The 24104-nt window shown below is 53.9% G+C and carries 25 protein-coding genes; 9 read left to right on the top strand and 16 right to left on the bottom strand.

The window, feature by feature from the left end; all coding sequences use genetic code 11:
• Positions 1 to 43: 43 nt before the first annotated feature.
• The 5 genes from ACIQW9_RS13045 to ACIQW9_RS13025 all read left to right on the top strand — a co-directional run bounded on the left by ACIQW9_RS13045 (position 44) and on the right by ACIQW9_RS13025 (position 5412).
• Positions 44 to 2695: a DNA topoisomerase III gene (locus ACIQW9_RS13045; RefSeq protein WP_402337569.1), complete on the top strand. Its 2652-nt coding sequence runs from the start codon at positions 44 to 46 to the stop codon at positions 2693 to 2695.
• Between the two features lie 86 nt (positions 2696 to 2781).
• Entirely contained in the window at positions 2782 to 3585 is an 804-nt protein-coding gene (locus ACIQW9_RS13040; RefSeq protein ID WP_402337567.1) for an NYN domain-containing protein, read from the top strand.
• Positions 3586 to 3854: 269 nt separating this feature from the next.
• The gene (locus tag ACIQW9_RS13035) at positions 3855 to 4373 is read left to right on the top strand and encodes a hypothetical protein (protein WP_402337564.1); all 519 of its coding nucleotides are present in this window, start codon (positions 3855 to 3857) and stop codon (positions 4371 to 4373) included.
• Between the two features lie 182 nt (positions 4374 to 4555).
• Complete coding sequence (locus ACIQW9_RS13030; RefSeq protein ID WP_402338039.1) at positions 4556 to 4984, top strand: REP-associated tyrosine transposase; 429 nt, start codon at positions 4556 to 4558, stop codon at positions 4982 to 4984.
• 83 nt (positions 4985 to 5067) lie between these two features.
• A complete protein-coding gene (locus ACIQW9_RS13025; protein ID WP_402337562.1) occupies positions 5068 to 5412 on the top strand; it encodes a DUF4870 domain-containing protein in 345 nt (114 codons plus the stop codon).
• A 69-nt stretch (positions 5413 to 5481) separates the two neighbouring features.
• Here ACIQW9_RS13025 and ACIQW9_RS13020 read toward each other — a convergent pair whose 3' ends face one another.
• From ACIQW9_RS13020 to ACIQW9_RS12995, 6 genes are all read right to left on the bottom strand, one after another.
• Positions 5482 to 5973, bottom strand: coding sequence for a methylated-DNA--[protein]-cysteine S-methyltransferase (locus ACIQW9_RS13020; RefSeq protein WP_402337559.1), 492 nt, complete (start codon positions 5971 to 5973; stop codon positions 5482 to 5484).
• A gap of 34 nt (positions 5974 to 6007) precedes the next feature.
• Positions 6008 to 7510 carry an AlkA N-terminal domain-containing protein gene (locus tag ACIQW9_RS13015; RefSeq protein WP_402337556.1) on the bottom strand — a complete coding sequence of 501 codons (1503 nt, stop codon included), beginning with the start codon at positions 7508 to 7510 and terminating at the stop codon, positions 6008 to 6010.
• 104 nt (positions 7511 to 7614) lie between these two features.
• Positions 7615 to 8076 carry a hypothetical protein gene (locus tag ACIQW9_RS13010; RefSeq protein ID WP_402337554.1) on the bottom strand — a complete coding sequence of 154 codons (462 nt, stop codon included), beginning with the start codon at positions 8074 to 8076 and terminating at the stop codon, positions 7615 to 7617.
• A 61-nt stretch (positions 8077 to 8137) separates the two neighbouring features.
• Complete coding sequence (locus tag ACIQW9_RS13005) at positions 8138 to 8341, bottom strand: DUF1289 domain-containing protein (RefSeq protein WP_402337552.1); 204 nt, start codon at positions 8339 to 8341, stop codon at positions 8138 to 8140.
• Positions 8338 to 8667: a YnfA family protein gene (locus ACIQW9_RS13000; protein WP_402337549.1), complete on the bottom strand. Its 330-nt coding sequence runs from the start codon at positions 8665 to 8667 to the stop codon at positions 8338 to 8340. Before ACIQW9_RS13000 ends, ACIQW9_RS13005 begins: the two co-directional genes overlap by 4 nt.
• Before the next feature lie 16 nt (positions 8668 to 8683).
• Positions 8684 to 9139, bottom strand: coding sequence for a GNAT family N-acetyltransferase (locus tag ACIQW9_RS12995; RefSeq protein WP_402337547.1), 456 nt, complete (start codon positions 9137 to 9139; stop codon positions 8684 to 8686).
• A 511-nt stretch (positions 9140 to 9650) separates the two neighbouring features.
• On the opposite strand from ACIQW9_RS12995, the gene ACIQW9_RS12990 reads away from it, so the two are divergent.
• The 3 genes from ACIQW9_RS12990 to ACIQW9_RS12980 all read left to right on the top strand — a co-directional run bounded on the left by ACIQW9_RS12990 (position 9651) and on the right by ACIQW9_RS12980 (position 13465).
• Entirely contained in the window at positions 9651 to 10802 is a 1152-nt protein-coding gene (locus ACIQW9_RS12990; protein ID WP_402337544.1) for a TRAP transporter substrate-binding protein, read from the top strand.
• Between the two features lie 105 nt (positions 10803 to 10907).
• Positions 10908 to 11534 carry a TRAP transporter small permease subunit gene (locus ACIQW9_RS12985; RefSeq protein ID WP_402337541.1) on the top strand — a complete coding sequence of 209 codons (627 nt, stop codon included), beginning with the start codon at positions 10908 to 10910 and terminating at the stop codon, positions 11532 to 11534.
• Complete coding sequence (locus ACIQW9_RS12980) at positions 11531 to 13465, top strand: TRAP transporter large permease subunit (protein ID WP_402337538.1); 1935 nt, start codon at positions 11531 to 11533, stop codon at positions 13463 to 13465. Before ACIQW9_RS12985 ends, ACIQW9_RS12980 begins: the two co-directional genes overlap by 4 nt.
• 84 nt (positions 13466 to 13549) lie before the next feature.
• On the opposite strand, the gene ACIQW9_RS12975 is transcribed toward ACIQW9_RS12980, so the two are convergent.
• From ACIQW9_RS12975 to ACIQW9_RS12955, 5 genes are all read right to left on the bottom strand, one after another.
• Positions 13550 to 14467, bottom strand: coding sequence for a hydroxymethylglutaryl-CoA lyase (locus tag ACIQW9_RS12975; protein ID WP_402337535.1), 918 nt, complete (start codon positions 14465 to 14467; stop codon positions 13550 to 13552).
• A 101-nt stretch (positions 14468 to 14568) separates the two neighbouring features.
• Positions 14569 to 15588 carry a biotin synthase BioB gene (gene bioB, locus ACIQW9_RS12970; RefSeq protein ID WP_402337533.1) on the bottom strand — a complete coding sequence of 340 codons (1020 nt, stop codon included), beginning with the start codon at positions 15586 to 15588 and terminating at the stop codon, positions 14569 to 14571.
• 21 nt (positions 15589 to 15609) lie between these two features.
• Positions 15610 to 16329, bottom strand: a complete 720-nt coding sequence (bioD, locus tag ACIQW9_RS12965) for a dethiobiotin synthase (protein WP_402337531.1) — start codon at positions 16327 to 16329, stop codon at positions 15610 to 15612.
• Between the two features lie 78 nt (positions 16330 to 16407).
• Entirely contained in the window at positions 16408 to 17754 is a 1347-nt protein-coding gene (gene bioA / locus ACIQW9_RS12960; RefSeq protein ID WP_402337528.1) for an adenosylmethionine--8-amino-7-oxononanoate transaminase, read from the bottom strand.
• Positions 17755 to 17822: 68 nt separating this feature from the next.
• Positions 17823 to 18230: a YchJ family protein gene (locus ACIQW9_RS12955; RefSeq protein WP_402337525.1), complete on the bottom strand. Its 408-nt coding sequence runs from the start codon at positions 18228 to 18230 to the stop codon at positions 17823 to 17825.
• A gap of 151 nt (positions 18231 to 18381) precedes the next feature.
• On the opposite strand from ACIQW9_RS12955, the gene ACIQW9_RS12950 reads away from it, so the two are divergent.
• Positions 18382 to 19488: an MBL fold metallo-hydrolase gene (locus ACIQW9_RS12950; protein ID WP_402337522.1), complete on the top strand. Its 1107-nt coding sequence runs from the start codon at positions 18382 to 18384 to the stop codon at positions 19486 to 19488.
• Here ACIQW9_RS12950 and ACIQW9_RS12945 read toward each other — a convergent pair.
• The 5 genes from ACIQW9_RS12945 to argS form a co-directional block, all read right to left on the bottom strand.
• Positions 19439 to 20029: a hypothetical protein gene (locus ACIQW9_RS12945; RefSeq protein ID WP_402337519.1), complete on the bottom strand. Its 591-nt coding sequence runs from the start codon at positions 20027 to 20029 to the stop codon at positions 19439 to 19441. The genes ACIQW9_RS12950 and ACIQW9_RS12945 overlap by 50 nt on opposite strands.
• Positions 20030 to 20117: 88 nt before the next feature.
• The gene (locus ACIQW9_RS12940) at positions 20118 to 20906 is read right to left on the bottom strand and encodes an SDR family oxidoreductase (protein ID WP_402337517.1); all 789 of its coding nucleotides are present in this window, start codon (positions 20904 to 20906) and stop codon (positions 20118 to 20120) included.
• Between the two features lie 113 nt (positions 20907 to 21019).
• Positions 21020 to 21679: a thiol:disulfide interchange protein DsbA/DsbL gene (locus tag ACIQW9_RS12935; protein ID WP_402337514.1), complete on the bottom strand. Its 660-nt coding sequence runs from the start codon at positions 21677 to 21679 to the stop codon at positions 21020 to 21022.
• 26 nt (positions 21680 to 21705) lie between these two features.
• On the bottom strand, positions 21706 to 22326 hold the full coding sequence (locus ACIQW9_RS12930) for an SPOR domain-containing protein (RefSeq protein WP_402337511.1): 621 nt from the start codon (positions 22324 to 22326) through the stop codon (positions 21706 to 21708).
• Between the two features lie 10 nt (positions 22327 to 22336).
• Positions 22337 to 24070 carry an arginine--tRNA ligase gene (gene argS / locus ACIQW9_RS12925; RefSeq protein WP_402337509.1) on the bottom strand — a complete coding sequence of 578 codons (1734 nt, stop codon included), beginning with the start codon at positions 24068 to 24070 and terminating at the stop codon, positions 22337 to 22339.
• Positions 24071 to 24104 lie beyond the last annotated feature (34 nt).

The raw sequence follows: 24104 nt of genomic DNA, 5'->3' as shown, positions 1-24104 counted from the left end.
CACCCAGCCATGCGTGCCGGCACTTTTTTAGAGATCGAAAACCATGACAAAAACACTCATCATTGCCGAGAAGCCATCCGTCGCGAACGATATCGCGAAGACGCTCGGCGGCTTTACCAAGCATGATGATTACTTTGAATCCGACGAATACGTACTGTCTTCCGCAGTCGGTCACCTGGTCGAAATCTCGGTCCCGGAAGAATATGACGTCAAGCGCGGCAAATGGTCGTTTGCCCACTTGCCGATGATCCCGCCGTACTTTGCGCTGAACCCGATCGCCAAAACCGAATCGCGCCTGAAAGTATTGAACAAGCTGATCAAGCGCAAGGACGTCACCGGCCTGATCAATGCATGCGATGCCGGACGCGAAGGTGAACTGATTTTCCGTTTGATCGCGCAATATGCAAAAGCCAAGCAACCGATCAAGCGCCTGTGGCTGCAATCGATGACGCCGGGCGCCATTCGCGAAGCATTCAAGAATCTGCGCAGCGACGAGGAAATGCTGTCGCTGGCCGATGCCGCACGCAGCCGCAGTGAAGCCGACTGGCTGATCGGCATCAACGGCACACGCGCAATGACCGCCTTCAACTCGAAGGAAGGCGGCTTCTACCTGACCACCGTCGGCCGCGTACAAACGCCGACGCTGTCCATCGTGGTGGAACGCGAAGAAAAGATCAAAAAATTCATACCGCGCGATTATTGGGAAGTGCGCGCCGAATTCATTTGCGCCGCCGGCATCTATCAGGGCCGCTGGCTCGACACCGCATTCAAGAAAGACGAAACCGATCCAGAGCGTCGGCCGGAACGTCTGTGGAGCAAGGCCGCAGCAGAATCCATCGTCGCCGCCTGCCGTGGCGGCAAGCCGGGCAATGTCAGCGAAGAATCGAAACCGACCACCTCGATGGCACCGGCATTGTTCGATCTGACCAGCCTGCAGCGCGAAGCCAATGCCCGTTTCGGCTTCTCGGCGAAAAACACACTCGGCCTGGCGCAAGCCTTGTACGAACGTCATAAAGTATTGACCTATCCGCGTACCGATTCGCGCCACCTGCCGGAAGATTATCTGCCGACCGTGCTGGAAACGCTGGAAGTCGTCGCCGAAAACAACAACTATCACCAGTTTGCCAAGCAGATCCTGAATAGCAAATGGGTCAAGCCGAACAAGCGAATTTTCGATAACACGAAAATCAGCGATCACTTTGCGATCATCCCGACCACACTGGCGCCGAAGAATCTGTCGGAGCCTGAACAGAAGCTGTACGACCTCGTGACACGTCGCTTCATGGCGATCTTCTTCCCGGCTGCAGAATTCCAGGTCACCACACGCTTCACCGAAGTCTCCGGCCACCAGTTCAAGACTGAAGGCAAGGTCATGACCAATCCGGGCTGGCTTGCGGTTTACGGCAAGGAAGTCATCGACGAAAAAGATCCGGAAAACAGCGGCACGTTGGTTCCTGTCGCCAAAGGCGAGAAGGTACAAACCGAATCGGTAGTCGCCAATGGCCTCGTTACCAAACCGCCCGCACGCTATACGGAAGCTACGCTGCTGTCAGCCATGGAAGGTGCCGGCAAATTGATAGACGACAGCGACCTGCGCGTCGCCATGACCGGCAAAGGGCTGGGCACACCGGCTACGCGCGCGGCCATCATCGAAGGCTTGCTGACGGAAAAATACCTGCTGCGCGAAGGTCGCGAAATGATGCCGACCGCCAAGGCATTCCAGTTGATGACCTTGCTGCGCGGTTTAGGCGTAAACGAACTGACCGCACCGGAACTGACCGGCGAATGGGAATACAAGCTGTCGGAAATGGAACGCGGCAAGATCAGCCGTGAAGAATTCATGCGCGAGATCGCACAGATGACGCAAGTCATCGTCAAGCGCGCCAAGGAATACGACAACGACACCATCCCTGGCGATTACGCGACCCTGAAAACGCCATGCCCGAATTGCGGCAGCGTGGTCAAGGAAAACTACCGTCGCTTCGCCTGCACCAAGTGCGAATTCTCGATGAGCAAAACGCCAGGTAGCCGCCAGTTTGAAGTTGCCGAAGTTGAAGAATTATTGACGAACAAAACCATCGGGCCGCTGCAAGGCTTCCGCTCGAAAATGGGCCGTCCATTCGCCGCCGTACTGAAAATTTCGCGCGACGAAGAGATCAAGAATTACAAACTGGAATTCGACTTTGGTCAGAACGATGACGAAAATGCAGAACCGGTAGATTTCAGCGACCAGACGCCACTCGGGCCTTGTCCGAAATGCGCCGGCGGCGTGTACGAAATGCCGCTGTCCTATGTATGCGAAAACTCGGTAGCCAAACCGAAGACCTGCGACTTCCGCAGCGGCCGCATCATCCTGCAACAGGAAATTCTGCCCGAGCAGATGAGCAAGCTGCTCAACGAAGGCAAAACCGATCTGCTGCCGGGATTTGTCTCGCAACGTACACGCCGTGCATTCAAGGCTTACCTGGTTCGCGGCAAAGACGGCAAGACCAGTTTTGAATTTGAACCGCGCAAGGAAAAAGTGCCGGGCAAAGGTAAAGCGGCGGTTGTCGCGGACGATGCAGAGGAAACAGCGGATGCCGCGCCGGCAAAAGCAGCCAAGAAAGTAGCGGCTAAGAAGCCGGCTGCAAAGAAGGTGCCCGCGAAGAAAACGGTGGCAAAGAAAAAACCGGCCGCTAAAAAAGCTGCGGCATAAGGCCGTCCCGGCATTCATCCTGCTGGCGCAGCCTTATGCTGCATTCAAACTGATGGACTGATTAACAATCAGAACCGGGAGGCATCTTGCTACCTTCGCGATCGGCTGCAAAAATAGAATCCGATGACTCAACGCTTCGGCTGGCGGTTCTGATCGATGCCGACAATGCACAAGCAGCAGTCATAGAAGGCCTGCTCGCAGAAATCGCGAGATTTGGCGAAGCAACCGTGAAACGCATATACGGCGACTTTACCGCGCCGACCAGTGCCTCATGGAAGAAGGTATTGCAGCAATTTGCAATCAAACCGGTTCAGCAATTCGCTTACACGACCGGCAAAAATGCGACCGACAGCACATTGATCATCGATGCGATGGATTTGCTGTACACGCGCAAATTCGATGGCTTTTGCCTGATAACAAGTGACAGCGATTTCACCGGACTGGCGATGCGCTTGCGTGAAGAAGGCCTGACCGTTCTCGGCTTTGGAGAAAAGAAAACGCCGGATGCCTTTCGCAATGCCTGTCACAAATTCATCTTCACCGAAGTCCTGCGTCCTGAATCCATTACGGAGTCGACCGCCGAACCGCCTGCCGTCAAGCGTGGAAGGAAAACCGCTACGCCCGCCAAAGCGGCCACAACGGACACCGGACATGCATTCCCGAAAAAGTTCGTTCTGGCGGCCCTTGATCAATCGATAGACGATACCGGCTGGGCTGGGCTTGCTGCATTTGGCAGCTATCTTACAAAACTGCAGCCCGACTTCGATTCCAGACTATACGGATACAAAAAACTTTCCGATCTCGTCAAGGCAAAGACTGATATCTTCATTACTGAAGAGCGGCAGTTAGCCGGAACTCACCGCAAGATGCTGTATCTGCGCGCGAAATAATCCCGCGTAAGGTCGGCAAGGTAGCTTGGGCTAACGGTTTATCAGCCCAACACTCAAAGCGACAAACCCAATCATCTCGAAATTGCGAGAAGAAATATGACTGGAAGTTGGGCATATTTTAATGAAGTCGTAATTGATCAATCGACGCTATTATTTTAAAAATATTGGGCTGATAAACCGTTAGCCCAACCTACCTTGTTGAAATCTGTTTGCAAGTGGCAAAACAAAAAATCGATCTAAATTGAATTTGCAATGCCAAGGGAGGCATCATGTTTCAAACAATTAAGGTTGCAAGCAAAGGCATAATATTTGTCGCATTTGCGATTGTGTTGGTGATCCTAGTTCCATTCATATTCATCAAAGGGGCGACATGGGTAAGTATAAGAATACTGCCTTGGTTTCAAGTAGCATCGTTTATAACTTTCTTGGTATGTCTCTTCATACTGTTGCCTCTGTCGTTCATGCAAAAGACACGTAGATTCTCAGTGGTTGCATTCTTGATTACATCCTATATTTTCGCAATAACAACATGGACATGGAGTCTATTGTTGACATACATGCTTTGGGGAGGTGTTGCAGTTTTCATCGGTTTGTTTCTCTTTGGGGTCGGCGTTTTTCCAATTGCGCTATTAGCTACAATGTTCAATGGAATGTGGAGCGCATTTTTCCAAATTATTATTCTGTTTTTACTCACATGGGGCATTAGATTCTATAGTTTCAGCGTAGAAGAAAAAGCAAATCGCGCGGACGAAGAACGTTACATTAGAACGGTGCAGTATGAAGATTAACTGGGCTTTGACAATCACGACAAAATAAGCGCTGTAGGTTGGACTAACGCTTTATCAGCCCAACGTTCCAACATCCAATGAGGCAAACCTGATGAGGTATCGCAGAGCGAACGTCCCCGGCGCCATCTACTTTTTCACCGTCAATCTGGCCGATAGAAAAAATCACTCTCCTCATTGAATAAATCGATTTACTCCGCGCCGCCATACGCACAATCCGACGCTCCCATCCTTTTGACATTATTGCGATGGTGGTATTACCCGACCATTTGCATGCCATTTGGCGCTTGCCGGAAGGTGATGCCGATTTCCCGCTACGCTGGTCTTTGATCAAAGCTGCATTTTCACGAGCGCTTCCAAAAACCGAAGCTATAAGCCTCAGCAGAAAAATGAAACACGAACGCGGAATATGGCAACGGCGATATTGGGAACATCAGATCAGGAATGACGACGACCAGGAAAAACATGTGGCGTATATTCATTTCAATCCGGTGAAGCATGGTTACGTGGCGAAAGCTGCGGATTGGCTGTATTCGTCGATACATCGCGAAATAGTGAAAGGAAATATGACTGGAAGTTGGGGATATGTTGATGAGGGTACACTTGATGAATAAGCCTGTTGTTTTGAAAACGTTGTTTTAAAAACGTTGGGCTGATAAAGCCTTAGCCCAACCTACCAACTAACTCAGGGGGTTTTATGGATCAGATCGATACAGGCAGTCCAAGCAAAGACGATTGCAACCTTGCGATGCTCGCGCATCTATTGGGAATTTTCACCGGCTTCATCGGTGCGCTGATTATCTGGATACTGAAGAAAGACAGCCCGGGTTTTGCAAACTCGCAAGCCAAGGAAGCATTGAATTTTCAGATCACCATCATGATCGGTTTCTTGATTGCGTGGGTGCTGGCCTTTATCTTGATCGGCTTTATTCTTTTCCCTATTCTGTATGTCGCCAATCTGATCTTCTGCATACTCGCTGCGATTGCGGCATCCAAAGGGCAGGCGTATCGCTATCCGTTTGCAATTCGCCTGGTGCAATAAATGAAGGCGATGGGAAAACGCATGTTTTTCCATCGCCTTCAAGTTGCCGGCAACAAACCATAGCCCGCATCACTTCACTGCAACACTCTCCAGCGCGAGCAGGAAACGCTTGCGCTCCACACCGCCTGCATACCCCGTCACTGCGCCTGTGGAGCCGATCACGCGATGGCAGGGCACGATGATGGACACCGGATTTTTCCCGATGGCCGAGCCTACTGCACGCAGCGCTTTCGGATTGCCCAATCCCTGCGCATGCTGTGCATAGCTGACGCTTTGTCCAAACGGAATGGCGTTTAATGCGGTCCACACACCGCGCTGGAATTCAGTGCCAGATAAATCCAGCGCCACGTCGAACTCGGTACGTTTCCCCGCAAAATATTCATCCAGTTGCGTCGCGGCATTTTTCAAATGCTGTGTGGCCGATTGCGTTGGTGTTTGCAACCAGCCGCCTTTGCCCTTGAAGTGTTTGTGCTCTTCAAAATAGATACCACAGATACCGGAATCTGTTGCCGCAATCAGCAGGGTGCCGACAGGACTGGGATGTTCTATATATGAAATCATGATATTTCCTTTTACTGAGCTATACAGCCAACCATCAAGCCAGCGACTGCCACAACAATAGCGCCGCGTAACCACGCCACGGCGACCAATTGACAGCGCGGCGCAACAACTGTTTCTCCGTCAGACGCGCATCGCCGTCCCGTTCAATCGCCGCTTTTTGCAAACCCAGATCGCCAGCCGGGAATGCATCGGTGTAGCGCAAGGCGCGCATTGCAATGTATTGCGCAGTCCATTCGCCTATGCCGCGTACGGTTTTCAAATCGGCGACAACTTCTAGCAAAGGCGTGCCTGGTTTTATTTTCAAGCCGCCTTGTGCTGCAAACTGCGCCAGATTGCGTATCGCTTCGGCACGCGCAATCGGCAAGCCGATAGTCGCGATCTCTGTTGCACTTGCTGCTGCCAGGCGTTCTGCCAGCGGGAAGTGATGTGTCACGCCGGCGAACGGCGTGTCTGCCGCGACGCCAAACTTGCTCACCAAACGTCCTGACAAAGTCGTCGCACCCGCCACACTAACTTGCTGACCCAGCACTGCGCGGTTTGCCAATTCAAATACATCGAAAGCACCGGGCACACGCAAGCCCGGCGTCTTGCTGATCTGTTGTGCCAGCAATGCATCGGCAGATAAATGTGCGGCGATCACTTGCGGATTCGCATCGAGGTCGAACTGGCTGCGTATGCGTGCCAGCAAAGGCATCAATGCAGGCGCGAGCGCGGTCGACAATGACACTTCGAGTTGATGTTTTTCAGGAAGATGCCGGACGCGCAACCAGCCGTTGATGTTGTCGATGCGAACACTGCGCGCATAAGACAGAGTGCCGCTCCCGTCTTCGCTTACGGCTTCGACGCCGGCGACCGCGCGACCTGACAGGTAATCCAGCATGTCCGTCCATGCAAATGGCGGACGGTAAGCAAGCCGTAATGTGATGACATCGACATCAGTGTCCGAAGATTTTTCTGCAGCGCGTCGTATGCTGGTTGGCGCCATGCCATAGCGAGCGAGAAATAATGCATTGAATCTGCGTATGCTGCCAAAGCCCGCTGCGTACGCCACGTCGCTCATGGGCAAACGCGTTTCCTGCAATAATTTTTTCGCAAACAGCAGGCGCTGAGTCTGTGCAAGTTCGACAGGCGTCACGCCGAAATGCTGCAGCAAGACGCGGCGCAATTGACGCGAAGACAAACCCACTTCTGCGGCCAATCGCTCGCTGTCGCCATCATTCAATGCACCGGCCGCAATCCGTTGCCACACTGCATACGCAAGATTCTGCTGCAACGCATACGGCGCCAGCTCAGGGCGACAACGCAAACAGGGGCGAAAGCCGGCGGCCTCTGCCGCTGCGGCGCTGCTGAAAAAAACACAGGAAGACGCACGTGGCGTTTTGACGGAACAGACAGGGCGGCAATAAATGCCCGTGGTTTTTACGCCGGTGAAAAAGACGCCATCGAAACGCGCATCTTTTGCTGCCAATGCGCGGTAGCAACTCTCGTGCGTGAGCGTTGCACCTTCCTGCAAGTCATTGATATTAAGCGCATCCATGGCGTATTTATACGCGCAGGCCTTGACAGCGTCTAGCCGTTTTCGGACAAGATTCGGATTAACAATAACTGGCTGGGAACGGCGGTTTTAACGCTGTAGCGCGATCATTTCCCGACTTGCTTGTGTATCTGGAACGCTAGCGAAATATGTGCGAACTCGATCAGGATATCTTTCGTGCCGCCATTGAAGGTGCTGAAGGAGTTACCGGTGCGCACCACCAAACGCGGCGGGAACAACCAGCTGACATAAGGAATACCTATCATCTTGGCGCTGCGCACATCGCGCCATTCGACATGACGGTTGTACATCCAGGTTTGTGTAATGCCTTTTTCATCGATCGTGATCGTCGAACGCAGAAACCAGTAGTAGCTGATGACCAGCATCAATGCCGCAAAAAACAGCAGGGCTTTTACACTGAAGCCATATTCCAGCAATGGAAAGCGACGCATGATATCGATGGCATACACCACCAGAGCGAATGAAAAGATGGTTGCCAATATTTTGAACCACAGACTGTACGCAGGGCCGCTGACTGTTTTTTCAGGTTTGTAAAAATTCAATGCCATATCGTTTCTTTATAAAATTTCGTGCAGCGGAATAGTCGCACATATCAAGCCATGTGCGCACTCATGACAAAATTGCAGCACGGCGCTGCTGTATCGCCTGCAAGATTGTGCGTTTGTCATTCTCGCCAGCCGTAGGCCACTGCGTAATTTCTTCCATGCTGCGCAAGCAGCCTGTACACAGCTTCATTTTTTCATCCATGCGGCACATGCCTGTGCATGGTGAAGCAGGCTGATCCGGAGCAGGAATATCGGTAGCGCTCGTCACGCGCGCGGAGCGAACATGATGATGCCCATGCCGATGAAGGTGAAGGCAACACCAGCCACATCCCAGTTCGTCGGCTTGATGCCATCGACCAGCCACAACCAGCCGAGCGCCACCGCAACGTAGATGCCGCCATACGCTGCGTACACACGTCCGCTGGCCTCCGGGTGCAGCGACAGCAACCATGCAAACAGCGCCAAGCTCAAGGCTGCCGGCAGCAGCAACCAGATCGAACCCGCTTGCCGCAACCACAGATAGGGCAGGTAGCAACCGACGATTTCTGCAATTGCCGTGACAACAAACAGCGTGATGGTTTTAAGTTCAAACATCTTTCTTCTCTGTCACCTAGTTATCCTTGTTCCAATGCCATTCCCACATCTCGCCATCTTCCGCATCTTCCGTCACACGTGCGAGCGTAAAACCGAACTTGCGCAGGATCGCATTCGACGCATTCTCTTCATTCGCAGTCTGCGCCACCACTGTCAATGGCGTTTGTTCTGCCTGCACGATTTCCAGCAAGGCGTGCACCATCGATGTGCCCATGCCGCGGCCTTCCCAATCGGGAAAAGTGAAGTAACCGATCTCTACCTTGCCATCGACCGGCGGCGTTTTGAATGCGCACGCGCCCACCACTTTTCCGTCGCGCTGTGCAAGATAACCTATCCACGGCGGAACAAAACCGGCGCCAGCATACAGCAAGGTCGTCGCTGCGCACACTTGCCGCGCGATATCGTCCAGCTTACCGACTTCGCCTAACGGACGTCCTTGCTGATTGATTTGAATCAGGGCTATCGTCGACATGAGAAATGCGCCTTTTTTGTAAGCGTCGCGTAAGAAAAATTGACGCGATCGTATTTTGTGGATGAAGTGCGAAAAATAATTGAACCATTTAAACAGATTAATCGCATCGTCACAAATGAAGGTTTGTGCATCACACATCGCATCCATGCATGCGTAATTTCATCTTGATATGCAGCGCAAAAAAACGCCGATGCATGCATTTCATGTGCTTAAAAAACATGCAGCTCTCACTATGTAAACATCGCGTTTTCACCCCGCAATCAAGGACATGAAAAAACAGAATGAAATTGACTGGCTGCCTTGTCGAAAACATTTAACACATTCCGCTTTTCTATTACATGCATAAATAATGCAGCAAATAATTTCCCGTTTTATTGCTGCATCGCAACTTGACATATAACTGTGAAAGGGCATTCTACGAGCGTCAGTCCTGCCACCATTTCTTGAAAATGGAGCCGTTCATCGGGTGACGAATCAACGTTATTTCTAATAATATAAAAGGAGATACACAATGAAAAAGACTAACAAGTCTACTCAGAGCACCGCACCATCCCGCCGTAAATTTCTTGGCACAGCCGCCACCGGCGGTGCCGCAGCAGCACTCAGTTTCCCGATGATTGCGACAGCGCAGGCTGTCACACAATTACGCTTCCAAAGTACCTGGCCCAGCAAGGATATTTTCCACGAATACGCTCTGGATTTCTCCAAGAAGGTCAATGACATGACCGGCGGAGAACTGAAGATCGAAGTATTGCCAGCCGGCGCAGTGGTACCTGCCTTCGGCCTGCTGGATGCAGTGTCGAAAGGCACACTCGACGGTGGTCACGGCGTGATGGGCTACAACTACGGCAAGCAAAGTGCGATTGCATTGTGGACCTCCGGCCCGGTATTCGGCATGGATGCGAATATGGTGCTGGCATGGCATAAATACGGCGGCGGCAAGGCGCTGCTGGAAAAACTCTATACCTCCATCGGTGCAAACGTTACGTCCTTCCTCACCGGACCAATGCCAACGCAACCGCTAGGCTGGTTCAAAAAACCCATCACCAAAAAAGAAGATTTCAAGGGATTGAAATTCCGCACCAATGGTCTGGCGATCGATTTGTTTACCGCGATGGGCGCCGCCGTGAATGCACTGCCGGGCGGCGAAATCGTTCCCGCAATGGACAGGGGCTTGCTGGATGGCGCCGAGTTCAACAATGCCAGCTCCGATCGCATCCTTGGTTTCCCGGACGTCTCCAAAGTGTGCATGCTGCAAAGCTTCCACCAAAGCTCGGAGCAATTCGAAATCAGTTTCAACAAAACCAAATACGACGGTCTGGCACCAAAACTGAAAGCCATCATTGCCAATGCAGTGGAAGCTTCGTCAGCCGACATGTCGTGGAAAGCCATCGATCGTTATTCCACCGACTACCGTGAAATGCAAACCAAAGAAGGCGTCAAATTCTATAAAACGCCAGACGCGGTATTGCAAGACCAATTGAAAATATGGGATGACGTAGTGGCGAAGAAAGGTGCCGACAATCCATTATTCAAGGAAGTCGAAAAATCGCAGCGTGCGTTCGCCGAGCGCGCAATGAAATGGGATATGGACACCAACAATAATCGTCGCATGGCCTACAACCACTACTTCATAGCAAAAGCGGGACAAAAGAAAGCCTGATTGCATTGATGACACAAAAAAACACCATCCAGACGGATGGTGTTTTTTTAAACGCCGTCCGGCGTCGCAACACCGAACATCACCTGTCTTAAATCGGAGTTCGTCATGCAAAATATTTTGTTTTTCATAGACAAGGTGAGCACCTGGGTAGGTCAGATTTTTTCATGGCTTATCGTAGTGTTGACCTTTCTTATTTCATGGGAAGTTTTTTCCCGCTACGTTCTCAACCATCCGAATCCATGGTCATTCGATTTGATGATCATGATGTATGGCACCTCCTTCATGATGGCCGGCGCTTATACCCTCGCCAAAAACGGGCATGTCCGTGGCGACGTGCTGTACGGTTTTTTCCCGCCGCGCCTGCAGGCCGGACTGGATCTGACTTTGTACTTTCTGTTTTTTATTCCCGGCGTCGTCGCGCTGGTATGGGCTGGCTATACTTACGCCCTGGAATCGCTGGCAATACGTGAGTCATCCACACTGACTGCAAACGGACCTCCGCTGTATCCGTTCAAGATGATCATTCCAATTTCAGGTGTTCTGCTGTTGCTGCAAGGCTTCGTGGAAATTGTTCGCTGCATCATTTGCCTGAAAGAGGGCGAATGGCCGGCACGCGAAAAAGACGTGGAAGAAGTCGATGTCGAAAAACTCAAGGCCATGGTGCACGTGACCGATAGTGACATTGCCGGGACAGACACGTTTATTGCCACCAAACCGGGGAGTCAAGGATGAAAAAAGAGATTTGGTTTGGCATATCGATTTTAGTAGCGATCGTCGTTGGTGTATTTTTCATGATGCCGGCACCTGCCGACATGACGAATGGACATCTGGGTTTATTGATGCTGGCATTGGTAGTGGTAGCGATCATGCTAGGCTTCCCTACCGCTTTCACATTGATGGGCATGGGCGTGATCTTTGCCTGGTTCGCCTTCCATAGTCGAGACCCCAGTCTGGCAGTCCAGCAGACGCTCGATCTGATGGTGCAAAGAGCGTATTCAGTCATGGCGAATGATGTGCTGATCTCCATCCCGCTGTTCATTTTCATGGGATATCTGGTCGAGCGCGCCAACTTGATCGAGAAACTGTTCAAGAGCCTGCACATTGCAATGGCGCGCATTCCCGGTTCACTCGCAGTGGCAACCATTGTGACTTGCGCGGTGTTTGCAACAGCAACCGGCATCGTCGGCGCAGTCGTCACGTTAATGGGCTTGCTGGCCTTGCCAGCGATGCTGAAAGCAGGATACAGCACGCAACTGGCAGCCGGCTCGATTACGGCTGGCGGCTGTCTCGGCATCCTGATTCCGCCATCCGTGCTGTTGATTGTGTACGGCGCGACTGCAGGGGTATCCGTCGTCAAACTGTACGCTGGCGCATTTTTCCCTGGCATCATGCTGGCCGTGCTGTATATCGGCTACGTCATCGTGGTAGCGAAACTCAAACCCAATATGGCGCCGCCATTATCTGCAGAAGACCGGCGTGTCACTCTGTCCGAGTTTGCCGCCACCATCTCCAGCACCTTCAGCAACAAGGCCCTGCCAGGTTTGCTCGGTGCGCTGAAAGGCAAGCGCAATGCCGACATTCCGACTCGCACGATCTTGCAGCAACTCGGGATCGCACTGTTGCCGGCGCTGGCCTTTGCACTGGTAATGGGCATTAGCTACAAGCTGGTCACCGCACCCGATGCTGCACAAACCGAGCTGGTCGAAATGGGGACCGAAGCGCAGGATATGAGTACGCACTTCGAAGACAGCTTGAGCGAACCAGCCGGCGAAAGCGGCTTTGGCGAACCTCCGTCCGAGGGAAGCCTGAATGAACCTGCGGCCGAAGCGCCAGTTGCCGCCACTGCAGAACCGGCAGCGCCGGTAGAAGCAGCCAAACCGGCAGCAGAAACGGTCACTGCGAGCGCCAAACCTGCACCCATGAGCTACTGGATTGCATTCGCCGTAGCCTTCGTCGCGATGGTGGTGTTCTATGCGATATTCACCTTTGCACGGCTGGAAATCTTCAAGATGTTAATGGGTTCGCTATTCCCGCTGGCATTCATGATTCTGGCGGTACTGGGAAGCATCGTATTCGGTCTTGCAACACCGACCGAAGCGGCCGCAATGGGAGCCTTTGGCGGCATCATCCTCGCCGCGTGTTACCGCCGCTTCAATTTCGCGATGCTCAAGGAGTCTGCGTTCCTGGCAACCAAAACCAGTGCGATGGTGTGCTGGCTGTTTGTCGGTTCCAGCATCTTCTCGGCAGCGTTCGCGCTGCTGGGCGGGCAGGAAATCATTAATGACTGGGTGCTCGGAATGGATCTGACGCCGATCCAGTTCATGATACTGGCGCAAGTCATTATTTTCCTGCTGGGCTGGCCACTGGAATGGACCGAGATCATCGTGATTTTCATGCCGATCTTTATTCCGCTGCTGCCGCACTTCGATATCGATCCGCTGTTCTTCGGCTTGCTGGTAGCGATGAACCTGCAGACCGCTTTCCTGTCGCCACCGGTCGCCATGTCGGCTTTCTATCTGAAAGGGGTAGCGCCGCCACATGTCACGCTGAATCAGATTTTCCTCGGCATGATGCCGTTCATGGCGATCCAGGTCATCGCACTGATTCTGCTCTACATCTTCCCGGCCATTGGCTTGTGGCTGCCTGGGGTGCTATACAACTAATCAGGTTCGCAACAATAAAACGGGATGCATCTGTCAGGATGCATCCCGTTTTTTATTTACCGCAGTATCCGCATGGCCGGACGATCAGTTACCTCGTTTTGCCGCAATCGCATTGCCCGCACGACTGACCGCCTCGCGCCCGAGTTGCGCCGAAATGAATTGCCCTGCATCGACCACTTTATCCAAATCGATACCGGTTGCTATACCCAGACCGCGCATCATGTACAGCACGTCTTCTGTCGCCACATTGCCGGTCGCACCCTTCGCATACGGGCAGCCGCCCAGGCCGGCCACCGACGCGTGATAAATCGTGATGCCGACTTCCAGACTCGCATAGATATTCGCCAGCGCCTGACCGTAGGTATCGTGGAAATGGCCGGACAGGTTCTCAATCGGAAATTCCTGCGCCGCACGCTGCATGACGGCTTGCACATGACGCGGCGTCGCCACGCCTATGGTGTCGGCAATATCGATTTCATCGCAACCGAGATCGCGCAGTTGCCGCACCACGCTCGCGACGCTATCGGCCGATACTTCACCCTGATACGGACAAGCGAAAGCGCAACTCAATGCGCCGCGCAAACGCAACTTGTTTTCCTTGGCGGCGCGCGCCACATCGCGGAAGCGCTCTACCGATTCGGCAATCGAGCAATTGATATTCTTTTGCGAAAACGCCTCCGACGCAGCAGCGAAGATCACGACTTCATCCGCACCTGCCGCCAATGCCGCATCGAAGCCTTTCATGTTCGGCACCAGGGCCGAGTACAGCGTGCCCGGCCGGCGCGTAATGCCCGCCATCACTTCGGTCGAGGTCGCCATTTGCGGCACCCATTTCGGCGACACGAAGGCCGCCGCTTCGACATTGACGAAGCCGGCTTGCGACAGGCGATTCACCAGTTCGATCTTGACGTCGGCGCTGATGGTTTGCTGTTCGTTCTGCAAACCGTCGCGCGGGCCGACTTCTATGATCTTGACGGCTTTAGGCAGGCTGGGAGAAATCAATTGAGTAACCTCGACAAAACAGAGTTCAGAGAAAATTTACTGTAGATGGAAAAACGGCCGGTCGAATCATCAACCGGCCGCTCAGGATCACTCCGCAATATTTAGGAAGGCGTCACATCGCAACGCGCATCGATGGCGGTGCTGCGTGTGTGCATGCCTAATTTTTCCAGCAACTGCTGATCAGCCAGCGCTTCCGGATTGCCGGTGGTCAGCAGTTTGTCGCCGTAGAAAATCGAATTTGCGCCAGCAACGAAGCACAGCGCCTGTATCGCTTCACCCATTTCGCGACGACCGGCCGACAAGCGCACGCGCGCTTTCGGCATCGTGATGCGCGCCACTGCGACGGTACGCACGAATTCCAATGGATCGATAGGATCGGTACCGTGCAAAGGCGTACCTTCAACCTGTACCAGATTGTTGACAGGCACCGATTCAGGATACGGGTCCATATTGCACAATTGTGCGATCAGGCCGGCACGTTGCAAACGCGATTCGCCCATGCCGACGATGCCACCGCAACACACCTTGATACCAACATTGCGCACACGCGCCAGCGTGTCGATACGGTTTTGGTAATCGCGGGTCGAGATCACGTTGGAATAGAATTCAGGCGCGGTATCCAGATTGTGATTGTAGTAATCGAGGCCAGCGTTTTTCAGTTTCTCAGCCTGGCCTTCGCCCAGCATGCCGAGCGTGGCGCAAGTTTCCATGCCCATCGCTTTGACTTCGCGCACCATCTCTTCGACTTTTTCCAGATCGCGATCTTTCGGTTCACGCCATGCTGCACCCATGCAGAAACGCGTTGCGCCGTGCGCCTTGGCTTCGCGCGCCGCGGTCAATACTTCTTCCAGTGGCAGGATTTTTTGCGCCGTCACGCCGGTATCGTAGCGCGCAGCTTGCGGGCAATAGCCGCAATCTTCCGGACAGCCGCCGGTCTTGATCGACAACAGGGTTGCCAGTTCCACTTCCGTGGGATCGAAGTGTTCGCGGTGCACGGTTTGCGCACGGAAAATCAGATCGTTGAATGGCAGGTTGAACAGGGCCAAGACGTCGTCAACCGGCCATGCTGTCGGAACGATGGGAGCGACAGGCGCCTGGAAAGTAACGGATTGCGACGACATAAAAAACTCCTGACTAAAATTTTAAACAGTAGGTGTACCGGGCCAACCCGGCAAACACGAAAAATCCAGATACGCAGCCGCTGCCGCAGGCAGGGGCGCCGCCAGACGCGGCACACAACCCAGCAAGGGTGCAGGCAAACGTGCGGTCAAAGCAGCCACATTATCCTCGGCAAACGGCATGCCGGCATCGACCGTATTGGCGACCCAGCCCACCAGCTTGAGACCGCGCGCAGCAATCGCTTCGGCCGTCAGCAAGGCATGGCTCAGACAACCCAAACGCAGACCGACCACCATTATGACGGGCAAAGCCAGTTGCCGTGCACAATCCGCCATGTCCGCATCGTCCGACAAGGGTACGCAAAAACCGCCCACGCCTTCCACCACCACCGCATCGGCCATTTCGGCCACCTGCGCATAACATCTCTTAATATGCGCGATTTCCAGCACAACATTCTGCAATTTTGCTGCAACGTGCGGTGCGGCGGCTGCATGCAGCAGGTAGGGCGTTGCCAATTCCGTTGGCAAAACGACATTGGCAACCTGCGCCAATGCGTCAGCGTCGTCATTGTGCCAGACCTCGACACCCGCTGTCTGTATCGCAGCGGCCCCCGCTGCAACTGTTTTGATGGCTGCCGCCCGCACTCCGCTTTGCACCAGCGCATGCAGAATCGCGGTGGAAATCAGCGTCTTGCCGATTTCAGTATCGGTGCCGGTGACAAAACAACTGAAAGATGCCGTCATGTCATGTTTCCTTTTCAATTTGATGGAGTACATCGACCAGCTGCGCAAGCTGTACATCCAAGTCCGCGATCAACTTGCTCATGCGGCCATCACTTTTGCAAAAACGGTTTGCACGCGCGCGGCGACGCCTTCGATTTCTTCGTGGTTCAAAATATAAGGCGGCATCAGATAAACCGTGTTGCCTATAGGGCGCAGCAACAATTCATGTTCCAGCGCAGTCGAAAAAAATCGCTGCGAAAAAGTCGCTGCGGCCTGCGGACTATCGATCACTGCATCGAAGGCCCAGATCATGCCGCGATGGCGAAAATTCGCAACTTGCTCATGGCTCGCCAATGGCGCCAACGCCGCAGTCAAATGTGAGGCACGCGCACGATTGCCGTTAAGCACATCGTCTTCTTCAAAAATCGCCAGCGTTGCCAGCGCCGCACGACATGCGAGCGGATTGCCGGTGTAGGAATGCGAATGCAGGAAGCCGCGCTTCACATCGATGTCATAGAAGGATTGGTAAATTTCATCGCGCGTCATCACCAGCGACAATGGCAGATAACCGCCGCTGATGCCTTTCGACAAACAAATAAAATCCGGCCAGATCGCCGCCTGCTCGCACGCGAAGAAAGTGCCGGTGCGACCGCAACCGACCGCGATCTCATCCGCAATCATATGGATTTGATATTTGTCGCACAGCAAGCGCACTTCCTGCAGATACACCGGATCGTGCATCGCCATCCCGCTCGCACATTGCACCAGCGGTTCGATGATGATGGCGGCGATCTGCGATGCGCGCTCCTGCAATAATTTTTCCAGTTCCCCGGCAGCGCGACGCGCTACATCGGCAGCGGACTCACCCGGCTCTGCATTACGCGCATCCGGACTTGCCACCACATGCGCATGCTGGAGCAAGGAATCGTAGGCATCGCGGAAAAGTGCTACATCGGTTACGCCGAGCGCACCGATGGTTTCGCCGTGATAGCTGCCCTTCAGACAAACGAATTCGCGCTTGGCCGGCTTGCCATGATTACGCCACGCGTGGAAGCTCATTTTCAAGGCAATCTCTACCGCCGACGCGCCATCGGATGCGTAGAAACAGTGACCGAGCACATGGCCGGTACGCGCTGCCAGCTGTTCCGACAACTGCACGACCGGCTCATGCGTAAAGCCGGCCAGCATCGCATGCTCCAGCAAATCGAGCTGCAGCTTCAACGCGCTATTGATGCGCGGATTGGCGTGACCGAACAGATTGACCCACCATGAACTGATGGCGTCCAGATAGCGATCGCCGTTGATGTCATACAGCCACGCACCGCGACCGTGACTGACGGGAATCAGCGGCAGGGTTTCGTGATGCTGCATCTGCGTGCACGGGTGCCATACGCTGCGCAGGCTGCGTGTCACCAGATCGTCTTGTTTGCCAGGTGTGTGATTCATTGCATTCAACCTCGCCGATGTTATTTTGTATTGTTTCAACGCGATTGCCAGTGCAAGCGCGGTCCAGCTTATTCTGGAAACGTACCGTCGATATAAAACCAGCGGCCATCTTCTTTGACGAAGCGACTGAGCTCATGCAGGCGTTGTGCGCGGCCGCCGCTTTTGGAGCGCGCGACAAATTCCACCGTCGCTTCCGTTTCGCCCGGCACAAACTTCTTCACGTCCAGCCCCAGCCATTTAGTCGCTGCGTCATGCGTAAAATCGCTCAAAGGCGGGCGCGTACTCGTATGCCACGTTGCATGCACGTAATGCATCAAGCCCAACACATAGGCGCTGTAACGCGAACGCATCAATGCTTCCGCATTCGGCGCATCTGCGCCATCGTGGTATTGCTTGCAGCAAGTGGCGTAACTGTCTTTGCCGTCGTGATTGCCGCAAGGGCAGGCGGCGTTCGCTGCGGAATGTTGTTTTGCCATGATTTCTTGTTTGCCTTGCCCGTCGGAATCTTCAGGCGCGGTGCCCATGCACCGTTTAAAATGATGCTGAATGTTTACTATGCATTTCAGGAAGCTATTGTAGGCGTGCCCGACTGGAATGTGAATCGTATTACCTCACCGCGAGACCTCGATGAATCTGCTTGAAGCCCAGCTGAACTACCCTTTTGACGACACCTTGCCCGACGTTGGCGGCACGTTCGAGGTTGCGCCCGGCATCAAGTGGCTGCGCATGGGTTTGCCGTTTGCGCTCAATCACATCAATTTGTGGCTGCTGAAAGATACTGTCGAAGGCGATAACGGCCCGATCAGCGGCTGGACCATCATCGATTGCGGCATCGCCAATGACGCCACGCGCGATGCATGGGAACAGATTTTCGCCACGCAACTGGAAGGTCTGCCCGTCGTGCGCGTCATCTGCACGCACTGCCATCCCGATCACGTCGGCCTCGCCGACTGGATCTGCAGCCGCTGGAATGTCCCGCTGTGGATGACAACCGGCGAATACGGCTCGGCACGCATGATGTCCGCCGCCTTGCCGGGCGCAGACGGCACAGCCATGTTCCCCTTCTTCAAACTGCACGGCCTCGCCGATCCGCAGATGCTGCAAGAACTGGAAGGCCGCCGCACTTATTACCCGACGCTGGTACCGAGCGTGCCGCTCAGCTACGTACGCATGCATGACACGCAGAGTTTCCGCATCGGTGCACACAGATGGCGCGTCATCACGGGCTACGGCCATGCACCGGAACACGCATCGCTGTACTGTGAAGAATTGAATCTGCTGATCTCCGGCGACATGGTCTTGCCGCGCATCTCGACCAATGTCTCGGTCTTTGCGATAGAACCGGAATCGAATCCGGTGCAGCAATTCCTCGATTCATTATTGAAGTACAAGGATTTGCCGAAAGACACACTGGTACTGCCATCACACGGAAAATCCTTCCGCGGTTTGCACACGCGCATACAGCAGCTATTCGATCATCACGCGGCGCGCCTGCAGGAAGTACTGGATGCCTGTGTTACACCACAATCGGCGGCGGATATTGTGCCGATCATGTTTGTGCGCAAGCTGGATTCACATCAGTTGAGTTTTGCGCTGGGAGAGGCGTTGGCGCATTTGCATAAGCTTTGGTTTGATGGAATTTTGAAACGCATTACTTGTGAAGATGGAATAATTCGGTTTGAAATCAACGAGACATTGCCCCGTACGCAGACACTCCTCCATAGAAAAAGCTAGAGAATGAAGCTAACGCAAACACAATAGCAACTATTCTAAATTTTCCTCCCCACGTTTGACCAAATTCCGCATAGCAAACTTGTGCCAGATATCGTGCTGCTGTCGCTAAAGCAGCACACCCCACGCCACAAACAAAAATCATCATTGCGTAGTTCAATTTCGAAATAATTACACTGTCACCCAAATGAGGCTGTCGAGTAAGTAAATTACCCAAGAATGCTAATAACGCAATTGCAGCACCACCATTTATTAACATTGCAGATTTCAAAGCCGTTCCACCCGCTTCAATCACAGACTTGAACATCTCAAGGTGTTGATCGCTTTGCAATCCTGCATTGACCTTCCAAACCTCTGTATCCAATTCCCATTTTTTCAATGCATAAGCTCTTTCTTGTTCGCTGTCAGCTGCGGACGTCTTAATGGATTTTTCAACCTCATTTAGATAAGCCTCGATATTGACGATCGGAATTTCTGACATACCTTTAGCTTTCAACGCGATTAAGCCTTCTCTCAAATCGGATACAAGATCGGAAGAATTCATAATAAACACCTATAAAGTTAGAAACTAAAATCCAATCGGAGAAGCACCTAAAAAAGGTACTCGTATGTCTAAATATTTTTTAGGGTAGCTATACGATATGACGAGTTTTCCTTGGCGCATTCGAGAACAACAAATCGTAAAGCCAGTTCGGCAACAAGCGCAGCACCTTGGCCACCACCCCCATCTGCCAGGGAATCACCCGATAACTGCAACCCGCAGCTATAGTCGCCACCGCCCGCTCAGCAAACTTCTCCACCGGCATCAAAAACGGCATCGCATAATCATTCACCTGCGTCATCGGCGTATCAATATAGCCGGGCGCTATCGTGACGACCTTGATGCCATCCTTCTTCAATTCCACACGTAGCGATTCACAATAGGAAATGACAGCAGCTTTGGATGCGCTGTAGGCTCCCGCACCCGGCAAGCCGCGTATGCCGGCGACGCTGCCTATGCCGACCAGTCGCGCGCCCGTTAACCCTGCTGCGGCCTGCGCCTTCATGGTCGCGATGAAGGGCGCAAAAGTCGCGATGGTGGCGGTGACGTTGGTGGCGAAAATTTTCTCGAAGACATGCAAATCTTCCGTGTATTCGGTCAGCGTGCCGCGCGAGATGCCGGCGTTGGCGATGACGATATCGATGCCTTGCACGGCAGCGATGAAGTCGGCGGCAGCGTTGGCGAGTGCGGCGTGATCGCTAACGTCCAGCGCATAGACGCGATGGCGTTCCGCATTTGGCAGGCTGGCTGCGAGTTCACGCAAAACCTCGCCGCGTCGCGCGACCAGACCCAGCATTGCACCTTCGCTCGCGTACTGCCGCGCGAGTGCTGCGCCCAAGCCGCTGGATGCGCCGGTGATGAAGACTCGTTTTGCTTGCATGTCCGCTTCGCTCATTTCCAAATCCACTCCAAATAAAAAGTCCGCCCTCTTGCGAGTTGCGGACTTTCTTGTTCTGCGTGATTGCTGAAAAATTCAGCAAACGTAATAAATGATTACTTGGCCGACTTGGCAACCAGATGATCCATCACTTGCAGGGTTGCGTCATGCAACACCGCTTCCGGACGATTGCCCAGCGCTGCGCCGACGATCGATGGCGAGGTGACGTAACGGCCGTCGATCGCAATCATAGGTACGCCGTCAACCTTGTAGGCTTCCTGCAGTTGCGCTGCGCGTTGCACCTTGGTTTGTACGCCGAAGGAGTTGTAGGTGTCGGCAAACTTCTTCGCGTCCACGCCTTGCTTGGCGATGAAGTCGAGGATCTGCTTGTCGGTATCCAGTTGCTGGCGTTCTACGTGGATCGCGCGGAATACGCGAGCGTGCAGGGTATCGACCATGCCCAATGCTTCAATTGTGTAGTACAGCTTTTGTTGCGGGATGAAGGTGGCGCGGAAGGCGACAGGTACGCGTTTGAAGACGATCTTGTCGGCATTCTTTTTTACCCATGCTTGCAGCGTCGGCTCCAGCGCTTCGCAATGCGGGCATGAATACCAGAAGAATTCGGTGACTTCGACTTTTTTGCCGCTATCGGTTTGCTGCGCTTTTTCAAGCGTGCGGTAATCGGTGCCGTTGACCGGAGCAGCCGGCGAAGCGCCTGCCGTTGCTGCCATCAAACCCAACGTTGCTACAGCCAACAGGTGTTGAATAAAACGCATGGTATTCCTTTCGATTATTTTTCGACTTACTTGCCTATACGTACAACTGCGACGTCGACGCCATTATCAGACAATTTGGTGCGCACTCGGTTCATTGTTTCCAGCTGGCCGAAAGGGCCGATACGTACACGGTGCAGCGTGCCGGTTTCTGCCTGACGTTCGGAAACGGTCGCTTCAAATCCCATCAGGGCCAGTTTGGCTTTCATGCTTTCTGCATCGGCGGTTTCCCGGAAGGCTCCGGCCTGCAGATAATAGATCCATTTTTCATCAGCGCTTTCCGCCCTGGCAGCTTCAGCTTTGGCGGCTTCCGCCTTTTCCTTGGCCTGCGCCGCCTTGTCCACCACCGGCGGCTTGATCGTTTCTTCGGCAACGGTAGGCGCCGGTGCGCCTGGCACAGGCTCTTTCACCGGCTGCTTTTTACCGTAGAGCGGCCTGTTTGGATCGCTCAGTTCGCCGTTTGCAGGCATGATCGTTTTATCCGCAGTCGCACCCTTGTTGGTGAACGGCAGCGGTGTTTTGTAAATCACCATCGCGACGCCGACCGCAATGCCGAGGCCGAGGATCAGGCCGATAATCAAACCGAGCAGCGTACCGCCGGCCTGCTTTTTACTCTTCGCCTTGCTATTTGTTTTTCTATTCTTGCTCATAAATTTCCTGTTACATCCGGGCTGGTGCCGATACGCCGATCAGGGCCAGACCGTTACGCAATACCTGTCTTGTTGCATGCATCAGTGCGAGGCGCGCCATCTTCAGCGCGACGTCATCCACCAGCACGCGTTCCGCATTGTAGTAGCTATGCAATTCCGCCGCCAAGTCGCGCAAATAAAACGCCACCTGATGCGGTCCGAGTTCTTCCAGTGCACGCTGCAATGCTTCCGGATATTCAGCCAGCTTGGCCAGCAAGGCGGCTTCGCGCGGCGCCGTCAATGGCGACAGATCGACATCGAGTAGCGCGGCTTCATCGCCATCGGTCCATTGTGCGAGCACCGAGCAAATGCGCGCGTGCGCATATTGCACGTAGTAGACCGGATTTTCATCCGACTGCGACAACGCGACATCGACGTCGAACACGAATTCGGTATCGGCTTTGCGCGAGATCAGGAAAAAGCGCACCGCGTCGCGGCCACGGGTCAGGTCGCGCTCCTGACCTTCGACTGCTTCGCCCGCCGACCATTCAATCAGGTCGCGCAAGGTAACGTAAGAACCGGCGCGTTTGGAAATTTTCACTTCCTCGCCATTGCGCATGACGGTCACCATCTTGTGCAGCACGTAATCCGGATAGCCTTGCGGAATGCCGATATCGAGTGCCTGCAAACCGGCGCGCACACGGGCGATGGTGCCGTGATGGTCGCTGCCCTGCACGTTGATCGCCTGCATAAAGCCGCGCTGCCATTTGACCGTGTGATAGGCGACGTCCGGTACGAAGTAGGTGTAAGTACCGTCGGACTTCTTCATCACGCGGTCTTTGTCGTCGCGATAATCGGTGGTGCGCAACCACAGTGCGCCATCCAGTTCGTAAGTCTTGTCGGCCTTGATCAGTGCATCGACGGTCGCGGCAACCTTGCCGTCGTTGTACAGCGACGATTCCAGATAGTAGTTGTCGAACTTGACGCCGAAGGCCTGCAAATCCAGATCCTGCTCGCGGCGCAGATAGGCGACCGCGAACGCGCGTATCGATTCGATATCGTCTATGTTGCCGCTGGCGGTAACCGGCAGGCCATCGCTGGCGGAGACGGTTTTCTGCGCGAGGAAATCGTTGGCGATGTCCTGAATGTAATCGCCGTTGTAAGCCGACTCAGGCCAGCCCTCAACGCCTGGCTTCAAACCTTTCGCGCGTGCTTGCACCGAAGTGGCGAGCGTGGCGATTTGCACGCCGGCATCGTTGTAATAGAACTCGCGGGTAACCGCATAACCTTGCGCATCGAACAGCGAGGACATCGCATCGCCCAGTGCGCCCTGACGACCGTGGCCGACGTGCAGCGGACCGGTTGGATTGGCGGAGACGAATTCGATGATGACTTTTTTACCTGCGCCGAGATTGCTTTTGCCGTATTGCGCGCCTTGCTGCAGCACGGTTTTGACGACGGACTGGCGCGAAGCAGCGGTCAGGCGCAAGTTGATGAAACCGGGGCCGGCGATCTCTGCCGATTCGATCAAATCACGATTGGCCGGATTGTCGAGCAGGGCGGCGACCAGCACCTGTGCGACTTCGCGCGGATTCTTTTTGAGCGGCTTGGCAATCTGCATCGCCAGATTGCAGGCGACGTCGCCGTGCGACGGATCGCGCGGACGCTCCAGTGTCACGGTCGGATTGAGTTCGGTGCCGGCGACCAGCGGTGCGACGGCGGCCTGGAAGAGTTCGGTGATGCGTTGTTTTTGTGCTGCGAGCATGGATGTGTTTCTGACGGTGCAAGCACCGCGCCTT

Origin of the sequence: Herminiimonas sp. NPDC097707 (assembly GCF_044761395.1) — a bacterium.
In the GTDB taxonomy this organism is placed as follows: Bacteria; Pseudomonadota; Gammaproteobacteria; order Burkholderiales; family Burkholderiaceae_D; genus Oxalicibacterium.
Note: the sequence above shows the minus strand (reverse complement) of the source record. Positions and strands in the feature narration are given on the sequence as shown.